The organism is Micromonospora rifamycinica (assembly GCF_900090265.1).
In the GTDB taxonomy this organism is placed as follows: Bacteria; Actinomycetota; Actinomycetes; order Mycobacteriales; family Micromonosporaceae; genus Micromonospora; species Micromonospora rifamycinica.
Genome location: NZ_LT607752.1, coordinates 3,413,995 through 3,429,865 on the forward strand (window position 1 = coordinate 3,413,995; position 15,871 = coordinate 3,429,865).

10 protein-coding genes are annotated in these 15,871 nt (G+C 73.3%); 5 read left to right on the forward strand and 5 right to left on the reverse strand.

Annotation, left to right across the window (positions count from 1 at the left end; genetic code table 11):
* Positions 1-3: 3 nt before the first annotated feature.
* Positions 4-1,287 carry a phosphopyruvate hydratase gene (gene eno / locus GA0070623_RS13875; RefSeq protein ID WP_067302780.1) on the reverse strand — a complete coding sequence of 428 codons (1,284 nt, stop codon included), beginning with the start codon at positions 1,285-1,287 and terminating at the stop codon, positions 4-6.
* 220 nt (positions 1,288-1,507) lie between these two features.
* On the opposite strand from eno, the gene GA0070623_RS13880 reads away from it, so the two are divergent.
* Together GA0070623_RS13880 and GA0070623_RS13885 are read left to right on the forward strand one after the other, a co-directional pair.
* Complete coding sequence (locus GA0070623_RS13880; protein ID WP_067302784.1) at positions 1,508-2,200, forward strand: hypothetical protein; 693 nt, start codon at positions 1,508-1,510, stop codon at positions 2,198-2,200.
* Positions 2,197-3,117, forward strand: a complete 921-nt coding sequence (locus GA0070623_RS13885; protein ID WP_231932783.1) for an NAD(+) diphosphatase — start codon at positions 2,197-2,199, stop codon at positions 3,115-3,117. Before GA0070623_RS13880 ends, GA0070623_RS13885 begins: the two co-directional genes overlap by 4 nt.
* A gap of 14 nt (positions 3,118-3,131) precedes the next feature.
* On the opposite strand, the gene GA0070623_RS13890 is transcribed toward GA0070623_RS13885, so the two are convergent.
* From GA0070623_RS13890 to mfd, 4 genes are all read right to left on the reverse strand, one after another.
* Entirely contained in the window at positions 3,132-4,751 is a 1,620-nt protein-coding gene (locus GA0070623_RS13890; protein ID WP_067302791.1) for a DUF885 domain-containing protein, read from the reverse strand.
* A gap of 171 nt (positions 4,752-4,922) precedes the next feature.
* Positions 4,923-5,906, reverse strand: coding sequence for a nucleoside triphosphate pyrophosphohydrolase (locus tag GA0070623_RS13895; protein ID WP_067302795.1), 984 nt, complete (start codon positions 5,904-5,906; stop codon positions 4,923-4,925).
* Entirely contained in the window at positions 5,903-6,688 is a 786-nt protein-coding gene (locus tag GA0070623_RS13900; RefSeq protein WP_067302936.1) for a hypothetical protein, read from the reverse strand. Before GA0070623_RS13900 ends, GA0070623_RS13895 begins: the two co-directional genes overlap by 4 nt.
* Before the next feature lie 160 nt (positions 6,689-6,848).
* Positions 6,849-10,487 carry a transcription-repair coupling factor gene (gene mfd, locus GA0070623_RS13905; protein WP_067302798.1) on the reverse strand — a complete coding sequence of 1,213 codons (3,639 nt, stop codon included), beginning with the start codon at positions 10,485-10,487 and terminating at the stop codon, positions 6,849-6,851.
* Between the two features lie 136 nt (positions 10,488-10,623).
* Between mfd and GA0070623_RS13910 the strand changes: the two genes are divergently transcribed.
* The 3 genes from GA0070623_RS13910 (at position 10,624) to ppc (ending at position 15,849) form a co-directional block, all read left to right on the forward strand.
* Positions 10,624-11,544, forward strand: a complete 921-nt coding sequence (locus tag GA0070623_RS13910) for a helix-turn-helix domain-containing protein (protein WP_067302801.1) — start codon at positions 10,624-10,626, stop codon at positions 11,542-11,544.
* A gap of 389 nt (positions 11,545-11,933) precedes the next feature.
* The gene (locus GA0070623_RS13915; RefSeq protein ID WP_067302805.1) at positions 11,934-12,944 is read left to right on the forward strand and encodes a hypothetical protein; all 1,011 of its coding nucleotides are present in this window, start codon (positions 11,934-11,936) and stop codon (positions 12,942-12,944) included.
* A gap of 118 nt (positions 12,945-13,062) precedes the next feature.
* Positions 13,063-15,849, forward strand: coding sequence for a phosphoenolpyruvate carboxylase (gene ppc, locus GA0070623_RS13920; RefSeq protein ID WP_067302808.1), 2,787 nt, complete (start codon positions 13,063-13,065; stop codon positions 15,847-15,849).
* Positions 15,850-15,871 lie beyond the last annotated feature (22 nt).

The following is a 15,871-nucleotide window of genomic DNA, read 5'->3' on the forward strand; positions in this document are numbered from 1 at the left end:
GGCTCAGGCCGAACGGTAACGCGGGAACGCGCCGGCACCGGCGTACCGCGCCGCGTCGGCCAGCTCCTCCTCGATCCGCAGCAGCTGGTTGTACTTGGCGACCCGGTCGGAGCGGGCGGGGGCACCGGTCTTGATCTGGCCGCAACCGGTGGCGACGGCCAGGTCGGCGATGGTGGTGTCCTCGGTCTCGCCGGAGCGGTGGCTCATCATGCACTTGAAGCCGGCCCGGTGGGCCAGGTCCACGGCGTCCAGGGTCTCGGTCAGCGAACCGATCTGGTTGACCTTGACGAGCACCGCGTTGGCGGACTTCTCGGCGATGCCCCGGGCGATGCGCTGCGGGTTGGTGACGAACAGGTCGTCGCCGACGATCTGGATCCGGTCGCCGACAGCGGCGGTGAGGGTCGCCCAGCCGCTCCAGTCGTCCTCGGCCAGCGGGTCCTCGATGGAGACGATCGGGTAGTCGCCGATGAGCTTCGTGTAGTAGTTGCTCATCTCCTCGGCGCTCTTGGCGGCGCTCTCGAAGGTGTAGGTGCCGTTGTCGAAGAACTCGGTGGCGGCCACGTCGAGGGCGAAGACGATGTCGGTGCCCAGCCGGTAGCCGGCCTTCTCGACGGCCTCGGCGATCAGGTCCAGCGCGGCGGCGTTGCTGGGCAGGTTGGGGGCGAAGCCGCCCTCGTCACCCAGGCCGGTGGAGAGGTCCTTCTTCTTGAGCACCGACTTCAGCGCGTGGTAGACCTCGGCGCCGGAGCGCAGCGCCTCCCGGAAGCTGGGCGCCCCGATCGGGGCGATCATGAATTCCTGCACGTCGACGTTCGAGTCGGCGTGCGCCCCACCGTTGAGGATGTTCATCATCGGCACCGGCAGCAGGTGGGCGTTCGGGCCGCCCAGGTAGCGGAACAGGCTCAGCTCGGCGCTGCCGGCCGCCGCCTTGGCCACCGCCAGCGAGACCCCGAGGATGGCGTTCGCGCCCAGCGTGCCCTTGTTGTCGGAGCCGTCGAGGTCGAGCATCTTCTGGTCGATCAGCCGCTGCTCGCTGGCCTCGAAGCCGATCAGCTGGTCGACGATCTTGTCCTCGATGTTGGTGACCGCGTTCTCGACACCCTTGCCCAGGTAGCGGCCCTTGTCCCCGTCGCGCAGTTCGACCGCCTCGAAGGCGCCGGTGGAGGCGCCGGAGGGTACGGCGGCGCGGGCGATCGTCCCGTCGTCCAGCCCTACCTCGACCTCGACCGTCGGGTTGCCCCGCGAGTCGAGAATCTCCCGGGCGACGATTCCCTCGATGGTTGCCACTGAGTCGCTCCTCGTTCGTTGTGCGAATCCGGTATGGGCCGCGACGGTGCGGCTGGGGCAGATGTTGAACGCAGCGTATCGGGCCGCATCCCGGCGCACGGCGGCCGGGGACACGTGACCCACCCCCGATCGGCCCGGCGAGACGGACATTCCCGGATTCTCGCCGCTCAACCGGCAACCGGTTTGCGCCCGGTGGACCCGATCGACCACGCTGGTCGCCATGCCCGCCGTCTCGACCACCCTCCGCGTGCTCGCCGTGCCGGTCATCGCGTTGCTCACCGTCACCGGCTGTCAGGCCCTGGACGACGCCGGACGCACCCTCGGCCGGTCCGATCTGGTCAACGACCTCGCCGCCCGGCTCGACGAGTCACTGGCCCAGACGTGGACCGCCGAGTACCGGCTCCCCGGCGACCGGACGATCACCATCGCCCAGGAGAAGGAGCCGGCCCGTTCCGCGTACACCTGGACGGCCGGCAAGATCACCGTTTCCGAACAGGCCATCACCCGGTGCGAGACCACCGCCGGGCGGACCGCCTGCACGGTCGTGCCGCCCGTGCTGATGTCCGGCAAGGCCGCCGTCCCGCTCTTCACCGAGGCACGCAAGGTCGGGCTGGTCACCCCGCCCGCCGTCATCGGGCTGCTCACCGAGGCCGCCCTGGACCCGCGCGCCCAGGTCAAGCAGACCGACACCACGATCACCGGGCACCACGCCAGCTGCGTCGAGGTCCGCCGCGACGCCGGGGACTTCGACGCCTGCGTCACCAGCGAGGGCGTGCTGGGCAGCTTCACCGGGACGCTCGACGGCCGAGCGGTCGAGCTGACCCTGGACCGTTACACCGACTCGGTGACGCCGACGGCGTTCGACCTGCCGGTCGGGGCCGGGGTGACGGACCGCCGGCCGACGAAGCCGTGACCGTTCCCCCGCCCGCACGTCCCACGCCCACGACCGGCGACGCCGGCCCGGAGGGGGTGCCGTCGCAGGACGTCCACGACGCGACCAGCCCGGCCGGCCCCGCACCGGACGACCTGGGCCTGGTGGTGGCCGGTACCCGGCTGCTCACCACCCCCGACGGCGGCCTGCCCCGGGTCGGCGCGCTGCCGGCCGCGACCGGGTGGGTGCCGCTGGGCACGCTCGACGGTGTGCCGGCCTGGCTGACGGAGACGGTCGAGGACCTGACGACGGCCGGTGGTGGGGATCCGGCCGGTGGCCCACGGCCGGTCGGCCGGTGGCGGAGTTGGCGGGCGCTCGCCGCCGAGCTGCCCGAGCCGGTCGCCACGATCGCCGGGCGGGCGGTGGCCGTGGCCACCTGGCGGCGTACCCACCGCTGGTGCGGGGCCTGCCGGGCGGCGCTGGCCGACGTGCCGGGCGAGACGGCCCGCCGCTGCCCCGACTGCGGCCTGTACGTGCCGCTGCGGCTCTCCCCGGCGGTGCTCACCGCGATCACCCGGCCCGGCCCGGCCGGCGGCCCCACCGAGCTGCTGCTGGTCCGGCACGCGTCCGGGCCGACCGAGCTGTGGGCGCTGGTCGCCGGCTTCGTGGAGGCCGGTGAGTCGCTGGAGACGGCGGTCCGTCGGGAGGTCCACGAGGAGGTCTCGCTGGACCTCGGCACGATCGACTACTTCGGCAGCCAGCCCTGGGCGATCTCCGGGCCGGGGGTGCTGCTCGCCGGCTTCACCGCCACCGTCGCCGATCCCGCTGCCGAGCCGGTGGTGGACGGGCGGGAGCTGGTCCGGGCCCGCTGGTTCCCGGTGGACGCGCTGCCGGCGGAGCTGCCACCGGCGTACTCGATCTCCCGCTGGCTGATCGACGCCGTCGCCGCCCGCGGCTGAGCCGGGCAGGCGGGTCAGATACCGAGCAGGGTGCGCAGGTGGCGCGGGGGCGGGCAGTCGTGGGCGAGCATCGCGTCGTGCCACTGTCGCACCGGCACCCCGGCCGGACGGGACGCGGCGACGTCGGCCATCTCGCTGTAGCCGACGAAGTAGGTGGAGAGCTGCGTCGAGGTGAGCAGCGCCCGCCGCCACTTGCCGGCCGCCTCGCCCTCCTCCTGGAAGCCGCGCCCGGTCATCAGCGCCAGCGCGTCCGCCTCGGTCATCTGGTCGCAGTGCACCAGCTGGTCGAGCAGCGCATTGATGGTCATCCGCAGCTGCATCTTGAGCTGCTGGAGGCGGACCGGCAGGCCACCGAAGCCGAGGCCGGCCATCAGCTCCTCGGTGTAGACCGCCCACCCTTCGATGAACACCCCCGACTCGGTCAGCGCACGGACCCGGGTGGGACCGGCGTACCGGCGGGCGTGGGCGAGCTGGAGGAAGTGCCCCGGCATCGCCTCGTGCACGGTCAGGTTGCGGATCATGTGGTCGTTGTACTCCCGGTAGAACGACTCGACCCGGTGCGCCGGCCAGTCCGCCGGGGTCGGCGCGATGCAGTAGAAGGTGGGCAGGTCGGCCGGCTCCAACGGGCCGGGCGAGTCGCAGTACGCCACCGCGACGCCCCGGGCGAACTCCGGCATCTCCTGGATCACGCACGGGTCGTCGACCAGGCTGACCAGGTCGTGCACGCGGACGAACTCGGCGGCCTCGTCGAGGCTGACCGACGCGAGGTCCACGATGGAGTGGTCGTCGGGGTGCTCGGCGGCCAGCAGGTCGAGCGCCCGGCGTACCGTCTCGTCGTCGGCCGGGCCACCGACCAGCTCGACGGCCGCCGCGCGGATCTCGGCGGTGACCCGGTCCAGGTTGTCCCAGGCGCGGCGCTGCACCTCGGCCGCGCCCAGCTCGGTGTCGAGGGTGTGCCAGAGCCGGGCCTCCCAGCGGCGGCGACCCAGCCGGGGGTCGCGGCCCGGCCCGGCGTCGGCGGCCAGCCCGGCGCGCAGCCAGCCGACGAACTCGTCCAGCGCGGCGGTCGCCGCCCGAGCCGCCGGCCCGACCATGCCGTCGAGCGCGGGTGCCCGGGCGAGCAGCAGCGGCACCTCGTCGCGGATCAGCGCGGCGGTGCCGGCGAACTGCCCGACCGCCGTCTCGGCGTGGATCCGGGGCATGTCGCGCAGCGTCGCCCGCGCGGTCGCCAGCGCATCAGGTACGGCCGTCAGGCGTCCGGCCAGGTGGGCCAGCCGCTCCTCCACCGGGGCGTACGGCCGGGCGAGGAGGGCGTGCAGCAGCGGGCCGGGATTGTGCGCCAGCGGATCCCACTCGTAGGCCCGGATCTCGCTCAGCTCGAACAGTTCCCGGTCGACCAGGGCGCTGAGCAGCGCGTGGTCGACCTGCTCCTCGACGTCGAGCGCGTCCGCGTCGACCTCGGCGAGCGCGTCGGCGGCCTCCTTCAGCATCGCCTGGTCCGCCGCCACCGCCGGCCCGGAGAGATCCGGCAACCGGTCGTCGAACCGGTGGTCCCCGCTGGAGGTGGCCAGCCCCGGCCGGCTCTCCAGCACCGCATCGACGATCCGCTCCGCGAGCGGCACGAAGAACCCCACCCACCGACCCTACCCGCCCCCGGCCCCGCCCCGGTCCCGCCCGGCCCCGCCCGGCCCCGCCCCGGTCCCGCCCGGCCTCGCCCCGGTCCCGCCCGGCCTCGCCCCGGTCCCGCCCCGGTGATCAAGAGGTTTACGCCAGGAAACCGCGCGGGCCTGACGTGAACCTCTTGATCAACTCGACGAAGCGGGTGGCGGGAGGGAGGGGAGCGGGAGGGCGAGGGTGGTCTTGCGGAGGGCGGCCTCCGGGTCCAGGTGGGCCTGGCGGGCCTGGGCGACCAGGGCGAGCAGGCTCGCGCCGAGGCGGGATTCCGGGTCGGGCTGGGCGTCGGGGGACGGCAGCGGGACGGTCAGCCCGGCCCGGCCCGCCCGGTCCAGCACCTTGGCGGCCAGGGAAAGGGCCGGCTGGCTCAGCGCGACGCCGTCCAGCACCGACGTGCGGGCCTTCTCGGCCTGCTTGATCCGCTCCCAGTTGGCCTCGATCTCCGCCAGGGAGGCCGCCTCGGCACCGGCGAAGACGTGCGGGTTGCGGCGGACCATCTTGTCCACCAGGGCGCCGGCCACGTCGTCGACGTTCCACCGCTCACCCTCGGGCAGTTCCTCCGCGAGACGGGCGTGCAGCAGCACCTGGAGCAGCACGTCACCCAGCTCCTCGCGGAGCGCGTCGGTGTCATCGTCGTTGATCGCGTCGTACGCCTCGTAGCACTCCTCGATCAGGAAACCGGCGAGGCTACGGTGGGTCTGCGCCCGCTTCCACGGGTCACCGCCCGGGGAGGCGAGCCGGTCCATCACCTCCACCGCGTCGAGCAGCCGGGCTCCCGGCGGATCCCACGAGCCGTACATCAGCTCCAGCTCGGCCAGCCCCGGCTGGCGGGCCAGCCGCAGGCCCAGCTCCCGGGCCAGGGTCGCGTCACCGGCCGGAGCGGCCAGCCACACCGCCGTACCGTGGGTCGCCGCGGCGGCCAGCACCGCGTCGGTCGCCCCGCCGGACACCACCGTGACCTCGACACCCGCCGCGCGTACCGCCGTGACCTGGGCGCTCTCCGCGTCGGTCAGCACCGGCGCGGAGCGGAGCGTGTCCCAGGCGGCGGCGGTCAGCAGCCCCGCCGGCAACCGGGGCGAGGTGACCAGCAGGACGATCCGGTGGGACGTGCTCAGGAGGCCACCGGCCCCTGCGCCGGGGTCGGGCTGCCGACCGGCTCGGGGGTCGACACGTCGGTCACCGGGCCGCTGGCGTCGATGTAGGGCAGCGCGTAGAAGACCAGCTCCTGGCCCTTGTTGACCCAGGCGGGGACGCCGAGCGGCCGGTACCGGGGGTTGACCTCGACGTCCACCGTGTCGGCCTGCTCCCCCAGCGCGGCGCTCAACGCGGAGGCGCTGCGGACGAAACCGCCGTCACCGAAGAGCTGCCGCACCTGGGCCACCGGCAGCCCCTTGTCGATGCCGCCGGTCTTCTCGATCGCGTGGTAGACCGCCATCACCGACTCGTCGCTCAGGTCGGCCGGGGGGAGCTGCTGGCTGAGCACGGCGAACAGGTCGGCCCACTCGCCCCAGAGCTGCACGTACTCCGCCTGCGGCGGGATCTGGAGCTGCTCGGCCAGCTGGTCCGGGGTGATCTGGTCGGGCACCTGGAGGTTCTTCTCGGCCGCGACCCGCTTACCCAGGTCGATGCTGACCAGCAGGTTCACCACGTCCTGCCGGGTCACCCTGGCCCGCAGCTGCTCGGGGCCGGGGGTCTGCCCGGCCTGGGCCGCGCCCTGGCGGACCGCGTCGGCGTACTTCGCCTGCGCGTCGGAGTAGATCGCGTCCACCCGGGCCACCGAGTAACGACTGTCGCCGATGTATGCGGCCACATCCGGAGATGCCTTGCCGCAGGCGGAGAGGGAGAGGACACCCAGGGCCGCGACGCTGGCGGCGGCGATGAGACGGCGTGCACGCATGACGGTCACTCTCTCATGCCTGCCCGGGTACGGTGACGCCGCCCACCGGGAGCTGCGCCCCCACCCGGGCGTCGCGCCACCCGGCCCCGGCGCGTCGGCGTGCCCGTCGGACGGCCGACTCGAACGCCCACGCGCCGTGCCGTCGGACGGCCGCGACCGTTCATGCCCGCGCTCCGGCCAGCGGGGCCGGCTCGCCGAGGACGTCGGCGAGGAGCTGGCCGCACCATTCCAGCAGTGCCTGGTCCCGCAGGGGCTCGCCGCCGATCCGGCGGGTGCTCGGCCGGGGCACGCTGACCTGGTCGGTGGCCGCCTTGTAGACCGAGTCCGGGTGGTAGCGCTTGAGCCGCAGCTGCTTCGAGTCGGGCAGTGGCAGCGGCCCGAACCGCAGATGCTTACCCTGCATGCTGACGTCGGTCAGGCCGTAGCGGCGGGCCAGCAGCCGGAACCGGGCCACCGCGACCAGGTTCTGCACCGGGGCGGGCGGCTCGCCGTACCGGTCGGTCATCTCGGCCACCACCTCGCGCAGCCGCTCCTCGTCGCGCGCCTCGGCCAGCTTGCGGTACATCTCCAGCCGCAGCCGCTCCACCCCGACGTAGTCGTGCGGCAGGTGCGCGTCGATCGGGAGATCGATCTTGACGTCGGTCTCCTCCTCGGTGCTCTCCCCCTTGAACGCCGACACCGCCTCGCCGACCATCCGGACATAAAGGTCGAAACCGACACCCTCGATGTGCCCGGACTGCTCGCCGCCGAGCAGGTTGCCGGCCCCCCGGATCTCCAGGTCCTTCATCGCCACGTACATGCCCGCGCCCAGCTCCGTGTGCTGGGCGATGGTGGCCAGCCGCTCGTGCGCGTGCTCGGTGAGCGGCTTCTCCGGCGGATAGAGGAAGTAGGCGTACGCCCGCTCCCGGCCCCGGCCCACCCGGCCCCGGATCTGGTGCAGCTGGGCCAGGCCGAGCAGGTCGGCCCGCTCCACGATCAGGGTGTTGGCGTTCGGGATGTCGATACCGGACTCCACGATGGTGGTGCAGACCAGGACGTCGAACTCCTTCTCCCAGAAGCCGACCATCACCTTCTCCAGGGCCTCCTCGCCCATCTGCCCGTGCGCCACCGCCACCCGCGCCTCGGGCACCAGCTCGCGCAGCTTCCGCGCCGTCCGGTCGATCGACTCGACCCGGTTGTGCAGGTAGAACACCTGCCCGTCGCGGAGCAGCTCCCGATGGATGGACGCGGCCACCTGCCGGTCGTCGTACGCCCCGACGAAGGTCAACACCGGGTGCCGCTCCTCCGGCGGGGTGGCGATGGTCGACATCTCCCGGATGCCGGTGATCGCCATCTCCAGCGTCCTCGGGATCGGGGTGGCCGACATGCTCAGCACGTCGACCGAGGCGCGCAGCGTCTTGAGGTGCTCCTTGTGCTCGACGCCGAAGCGCTGCTCCTCGTCGATGACCACCATGCCGAGTCGCTTGAACCGGGTGGCCGTCTGGAGCAGCCGGTGGGTGCCGATGACGATGTCGACGGTGCCGTCGGCGACCATCTCCAGCGTCCGCTCGCTCTCCTTGGCGGTCTGGAACCGGGAGAGCTGCCGGATGGTCACCGGGAACTGGTTCATCCGCTCGGCGAACGTGTTGTAGTGCTGCTGAACCAGCAGCGTCGTCGGCACCAGCACCGCCACCTGCTTGCCGTCCTGCACCGCCTTGAACGCCGCCCGGACCGCGATCTCGGTCTTGCCGTACCCGACGTCGCCGCAGATCAGCCGGTCCATCGGGACGGTCTGCTCCATGTCCCGCTTGACCTCCTCGATGGCGGCCAGCTGGTCGGGCGTCTCCTGCCACGGGAAGGCGTCCTCCAGCTCCCGCTGCCACGGGGAGTCCGGGGCGAACGCGTGCCCCCTGGACGCTTTCCGGGCGGCGTAGAGCTGGATCAGCTGCGCGGCGATCTCCCGGACCGCCCTGCGGGCGCGGGCCTTGGACTTCTGCCAGTCCGAGCCGCCCATCTTGTGCAGGGTGGGCTGCTCGCCGCCGACGTAGCGGGAGAGCTGGTCGAGCTGGTCGGTGGGGACGAACAACCGGTCGCCGGGCTGGCCGCGCTTGCTGGCCGCGTACTCGATGACCAGGTACTCCCGGGACGCGCCGTTGACGGTGCGCTGCACCAGCTCGACGTACCGGCCGATGCCGTGCTGCTCGTGCACGACGAAGTCGCCGGCCTTCAGCTCCAGCGGGTCGATGGTGTTGCGCCGCCGGCTCGGCATCTTGCGCATGTCCCGGGTGGAGCTGCCCCGGCTGCCGCTGACGTCGTTGCCGGTGAGCAGCACGAACCTCGACGCCTCGTCCACGAAGCCGGCGCTCAGGCAGCCGCAGGAGACCAGCACCTCGCCGGGGGCGGGCGCGGCCGGCACCTGCTCGGTGAGCCGGGCGCCCAGGCCCGCGTCGCGCAGCACCTCGACGGCCCGCTGGGCGGGGCCGTGCCCCTCGAAGACCAACGCGACCGACCAGCCCTCACCGGTCCAGCGCTTGATGTCGTCGACCACCCGGCCCGTCTCACCGTGGTAGAGCGGGGCCGGCTGGGCGGCCAGGGTGACCGCGATCGCGTCGTCGGGGGTCACGTCGACCTCGGCCGGCGCATCCTCCCAGGGCTGCCGGGCGGGGGTGGCGGTGTCCGCCTCGACCAGCCCGAACGGGGCCAGCGTCCACCACGGCTGGCGCAGGGCGCGGGCGGTGGCGCGTACCTCGGCCAGGGACTTGAAGGCGGCGGCGCCGAGGTCGACCGGGGCCTGGCCACCGACGGCGGCCGCGGCCCAGCTCGCCTGGAGGAACTCCGCCGAGGTACGCACCAGGTCGTGCGCCCGGGTGCGGATCCGCTCCGGATCACAGAGCAGCACGTGGGTGCCGGCTGGCATCGTGTCGACCAGCAGCTCCAGGCTCTCGCTGCCGAGCAGCGCCGGCACCAGCGACTCCATCCCCTCGACCGGGATGCCCTCGGCCAGCTTGTCGAGGATCTCGGCCAGCTCGGGGTGCTCCCGCCCGAGGACGGCGGCCCGTTCCCGCACCGCCGGGGTGAGCAGCAGCTCCCGGCAGGGCGGTGCCCAGAGCATCGGCACCCCCTCGATGGTCCGCTGGTCGGCGACGGCGAAGGTGCGGATCTCCTCCACCTCGTCGCCCCAGAACTCGACCCGCGACGGGTGCTCGTCGGTGGGCGGGAAGACGTCCAGGATGCCGCCCCGGACGGCGAACTCGCCGCGCTTGGTGACCAGGTCCACCCGGGCGTACGCCAGGTCGGTGAGCTGTCGGGCGACCTCTTCGAGATCCGCCTCCTCGCCGGCGGCGAGCTGCACCGGCTCCAGGTCACCGAGCCGCTTGAGCTGCGGCTGGAGCAGTGAGCGCACGGGTGCCACCACGACCCGCAGTGGGCCGGTGCGGCCGTGCGCGTCGGCGGACCCCGGGTGCGCGAGCCGGCGCAGCACGGCCAGCCGCCGGCCGACCGTGTCGGAGCGGGGCGAGAGCCGTTCGTGCGGCAGCGTCTCCCAGGACGGGAAGACCGCCACCTGCTCCGGCGGGAGCAGGCTGCCCAGCGCGGAGGCGAGGTCGTCGGCCTCCCTGCTGGTCGCGGTCACCGCGAGCACCGGGCGGCCCGCCCCACCGGCCGGCTCGTCGGCGGCGACGGCGGCGACCGCGAACGGGCGCAGCGCGGCCGGGGCGGTCAGGTCCAGGCCGTCGATCTGGGCGGCGCCGGAGCGGGCCAGGTCACGCGCCCTGGCCAGCCCGGGATCGGCCAGGGCAGCGGCGAACAGTCCGGTGAGCATGCGTGATCACTTCCCGCGGATGGCACACGACTATCACCCCTCGCCCGGTCTGGACGGGGGGTCTACGGATTCGACACTATCTCTTATCGGAGACGATCGGCCGCCATGCTGGTCGGCGAGTACCTGGGGGAACCGAATGCCCGAGGGAACCGGCAGCGATCCACGCCGCAAGACCACGCCCGCCCGCTGGCGGGTGCTCGGCCACCCGGACGGGATCCTCGTCTATCAGGGCCAGTGCATGGTCGAGAACCCCGACTGGACTGAGACGGTCGCCGACAAGACGTACAAGGTGGTGCTGGGCCGCTCCGGCGCGTCCCAATACCGGATCAACGGCCGGTCGGTGCTCGTCGACCCCACCTCGTTGGTGATCACCCGGCCCGGTGACGAGCAGTCGGCGGCGCACCCGTACGGCTGCGGCGACTCGTTCACCTGCCTGGAGATCGACCCGGAGGTGCTGGCGGACCGGCCGGACGGGGCCCGTTGGCTCGATCGGTCCGGCTGGGACGGCCACTCGGACGCCTCCCTGGACCTGGCGCACCGGTTACTGGTGGCGGAGTCCCTGCGTGGTCTGGACCGGTTCGAGATGGCCGAGCGGCTGCACCGGTTCCTCGGCCGGTTGCTCCAGCACAGCGCCCTGGCCGGGGACGACGAAGGGGCCGAGATCGACCGCGCGGTACGGCGGCGGCCGGCGACGTTGGCCGCTCACCGGCAGCTCGCCGACCGGGCCCGCGAGGTGCTGGCCACCTCGGACTTCACCCTGGGCCTCGCCGAGGTCGCCCGTATGGTGGGTGCCTCGCCGTACCACCTCAGCCGGGTCTTCCAGCGGGTCACCGGCAGCAGCCTCACCGCCTACCGCAACCGACTACGGGTCCGGGCGGTGCTGGACACCCTCGCCGAGCCGGACGGTCCGCCACTGGGCCGGCTGGCCAGCGACTACGGCTTCACCGATCAGTCGCACCTGACCCGGGTGGTCCGGGAACAGGTCGGCCATCCGCCGGCCCGGCTGCGCAAGCTGCTGGTCCCGAAGCGACCGGCCGGAGACCGACCGCAAATCTGAGCAAATTTCTACAAGAACGAGGACCACCCCGAAGGCGAGGATTGATCGCATCAGCCCGGAACGGTCACCGGACAGGCGGCCGGACGGGGGTACGCGGGCCCGTACGGGGGTGCCCGACACCCCCAGCCGGGCACCGGGTGGCCCACCTCGCGGCAACCCCGAAGGTGCCGTGCAGTCCCTGCACGGCACCTTCGCCCTTCTCCGCCCATGCCGGGCCGTCCGGCGGATCTTGACTGGGTACGCCGGGCACGGTGCGGTGAGGCGAGCTGCCCTCGGGTACCGGGCTGCGCGCGGAGTTCGCGGTGTCGCGCCAGGTGGTGCGCTCGACAGCGACAGCGCGACCCGACAAAAACCTACAGACCAGGCGTTATACCCATAGGCTGGGCGATGTGGACGAGGAGCCGCGTACCCGGGACTGGCTGCCCCGCACGGTGGCGCTGCTGGTCGGCACGCTGGCGCTGGCCACCGCGTTCATCGCGGCCTACGTCGGCGCGCTGCACCAGCCGCACCCCCGGGACGTGCCGGTCGGCGTGGTGACCGGCGACCAGCGCGCCGAGGCGCTACTGACCGCCGTGCGCGCCCGCACCGACACCATCGAACCCGTCGGGTACGACAGCCCCGGCGCGGCCGACGACGCGCTCACCGCCCGCCAGGTGTACGCCGTGCTGACCTCGACCCCCGACGGCACGCTCGTCCTGACCACCGCCAGCGCCTCCGCCCCGGCCGCCACCGAACTGGTCACCCAGGTCCTCACCCCGGCCGCCCAGCAGGCCCGACTGCCGCTGACCGTCACCGACCAGGTGCCCGTCTCCCCCGACGACCCGCGCGGCCTGGTGCCGTTCTACCTGGCCGTCGGGCTGGTGCTCGGCGGTTACCTGGCCTCGACCGCGCTCGGCGTCTCGCTCGGCACCGCCCCACGCGGCCTGCGCCGGGCCGGGCTGCGGATCGGCTCGTTGGCGGTGCACGCGGTGCTGCTCGGGACCATCGGCGCGGTGCTGGTCGGCCCGGTGCTCGGTGTCTGGGACCACGACCTGGTCGCGGTGGCGGCGGTCGGCATGCTCACCGTCTTCACCGCCGCGATGGTGGCCGCCGCGGTGCAGGGCTGGCTGGGGCTGCTCGGCACCGGGCTGGTGATCCTGCTGCTGGTGGTGCTCGGCAACCCCGGCTCCGGCGGCATCTACGCCCCGGAGTTCCTGCCCGCCGCGCTGCGCGGCATGCACCGCTGGAACGTCCCCGGCCTCGCCACCGACCTACTCAAGTCGGTGGTCTACTTCGACTGGCGGTCCACCCGCTGGCCGCTGACCGGGCTGCTGCTCTGGGCCGTCCTCGGGGTGTCCGGCCTGCTCACCGCCGCCCTGTTCCGCAGCCGACGGGCCGGTTCGGCGGGAGCCACCCGGTGAGGTCGCCCCGATCGTGGGGAACGTGACACACCGCACCCCTTCCTCCCCGACCGGGCCGCGCGGATACCATCCAGGGAGTCGGACAGCGCTGTCCTTCGTACTCACGTAAGGAGCGCACGTGACCGACCAGCACGATCACGACGGGCCCGACGCCGCCCTGCGGGCCGACATCCGCCGGCTCGGCACCCTGCTCGGTCAGACCCTGGCCCGCCAGGAGGGTCGACCGCTGCTCGACCTGGTCGAGGAGATCCGCGCCCAGGTCCGCTCCGACGCGCCGGCCGCCGCCCAGCGCCTCGGCGGGCTCGACGTGACCACCGGCACCCGGCTGGCCCGCGCCTTCTCTACCTACTTCCACCTGGCCAACATCACCGAGCAGGTGCACCGCGCCCGGGACCTGCGCCGCCGCCGGGCGATCCAGGGCGGCTGGCTGGACCAGGCCGCCAAGATGATCGCCGAGCGCGGCGTGCCGGCCGAGGAGATCGCCGCCGCCGCCCGCCGGCTCGCGGTACGCCCCGTCTTCACCGCCCACCCCACCGAGGCGGCCCGCCGGTCGATCCTGTCCAAGCTGCGCGCCATCGCCGACGAGCTGGACGCCGAGACCGCCAACGCCATCCTCTACGGCGCCAGCGACGAGGCCCCGGCCAACCGTCGTCTCGCCGAACTCCTCGACCTGATGTGGCAGACCGACGAGCTGCGCCTCGACCGGCCCGACCCGACCGACGAGGCCCGCAACGCGATCTACTACCTGCGCGACCTGTACGCCGAGGCCGCCCCGCAGGTCCTCGACGACCTGGCCGACACGCTGCGCACCCTCGGCGTGGAGACCTCGCCGACGTCCCGCCCGCTGACCTTCGGCACCTGGATCGGCGGCGACCGGGACGGCAACCCGTTCGTCACCCCCGCCGTCACCCGCGAGGTGCTGCGCATCCAGCACGAGCACGGCATCGCGGCCACCGAGGCGGCGATGGAGCACCTGGTCAACGAGGTCTCCGTCTCCCGCCGGCTGCGCGCCGTGTCGCTGGACCTGTCGGCCAGCCTCGCCGCTGACCTGGACGCGCTGCCCGAGGTGGCCCCCCGCTTCCGCCGGGTCAACGCCGAGGAGCCCTACCGGCTCAAGGCCCGCTGCGTGAAGGCGAAGCTGGCCAACACCCGGGAGCGGCTGCGCGCCGGCACCCCGCACGTGCCCGGCCGGGACTACCAGGGCTCCGCCGAGCTGGTCGCCGACCTGGAACTGCTGCGCGCCTCGCTGGCCCGCAACTCCGGGCAGCTCACCGCCGTCGGCCGGCTGGCGTCGACCATCCGTACCGTCTCCGCGTTCGGCCTGCACCTGGCCACCATGGACGTCCGGGAGCACGCCGAGAAGCACCACGAGGTGCTCACCCAGCTCTACGCGGCGGTCGGCGAGGTGTCGGACTACCCGTCGCTGAGCCGGCTGGAGCGCACCAAGCTGCTCGCCGACGAGCTGACCGGCCGCCGGCCGCTGTCCGCGCTGGACACCCCGTTGACCGAGGCGGCGCGCAAGACGTTCGACGTGTTCGGGGCGGTCCGCGAGGCGCAGGACCGGTTCGGCGGCGAGGTCATCGAGTCGTACATCATCTCGATGACGCTCGGCGTGGACGACGTCCTCGCCGCGGTGGTGCTGGCCCGGGAGGCCGGCCTGGTCGACGTGCACACCGGGCGGGCCCGGATCGGCTTCGTGCCGCTGCTGGAGACCCCGGCCGAGCTGAACGCCGGCGGTGAGCTGCTCGACGAGCTGCTGTCCCTGCCGGCCTACCGGGCGCTGGTGGCGGCCCGGGGCGACGTGCAGGAGGTGATGCTGGGCTACTCCGACTCCAACAAGGAGGCCGGCATCACCACCAGCCAGTGGTCCATCCACCGGGCCCAGCGGGCGCTGCGGGACGTGGCCGCCCGGCACGGCGTGCACCTGCGGCTGTTCCACGGCCGGGGCGGCACCGTCGGCCGGGGCGGCGGCCCCACCCACGAGGCCATCCTGGCCCAGCCGTACGGCACCCTGGACGGCGCGATCAAGGTGACCGAGCAGGGCGAGGTCATCTCCGACAAGTACACCCTGCCGGCGCTGGCCCGGGAGAACCTGGAGCTGACCGTGGCCGCGGTGCTCCAGGCGACGCTGCTGCACACCGCCCCCCGGCAGCCCGCCGAACAGCTCGAACGCTGGGACGCGGCGATGGACGTGGTCTCCGAGTCGGCCTTCCGGTCCTACCGTGGCCTGGTCGAGGATCCGGACCTGCCGGCGTACTTCTGGGCGTCCACGCCGACCGAACTGCTGGGCGCGCTCAACATCGGCTCCCGGCCGGCGAAGCGGCCCAACACCGGGGCCGGTCTGGGCGGGCTGCGGGCCATCCCGTGGGTGTTCGGCTGGACGCAGACCCGGCAGATCGTGCCGGGCTGGTTCGGGGTCGGCTCCGGCCTGGCCGCCGCCCGCGCGGCGGGCCTGGAGGACGTGCTGGCCGAGATGAACCGCAACTGGCACTTCTTCCGCACGTTCCTGTCGAACGTGGAGATGATGCTGACCAAGACCGACCTCAGCATCGCCCGCCGGTACGTGGAGACGCTGGTCCCCGAGCAGCTGCACCCGATCTTCGACAAGATCGAGCAGGAGTACGAGCTGACCAAGCAGGAGGTGCTGGCGGTCACCTCGTCGCCGGCCCTGCTGGAGAACTCGCCGGTGCTCCAGCGCACCCTCGCGGTGCGCGACACCTACCTGGAGCCGCTGCACCACCTCCAGGTGGCCCTGCTGCGGCAGTACCGCGACTCCGGCGCCGCCGGCCGGGCGGTGGCCACCGCGCCGGGTGGCCGACGCGCCCCCAGCGACGGTACGGCTCTGGAGCGCGCCCTGCTCACCACGGTCAACGGCATCGCCGCCGGGATGCGCAACACCGGCTGACCGACGCCACCCCTGCCCCTGC

Coding starts and splice junctions, on each gene's coding strand:
- GA0070623_RS13910 (WP_067302801.1), top strand. CDS start 10,624: ATGCCCGAGGGAACCGGCAGCGATCCACGCCGCAAGACCACGCCCGCC.
- GA0070623_RS13880 (WP_067302784.1), top strand. CDS start 1,508: ATGCCCGCCGTCTCGACCACCCTCCGCGTGCTCGCCGTGCCGGTCATC.
- mfd (WP_067302798.1), bottom strand. CDS start 10,487: ATGCTCACCGGACTGTTCGCCGCTGCCCTGGCCGATCCCGGGCTGGCC.
- GA0070623_RS13900 (WP_067302936.1), bottom strand. CDS start 6,688: ATGCGTGCACGCCGTCTCATCGCCGCCGCCAGCGTCGCGGCCCTGGGT.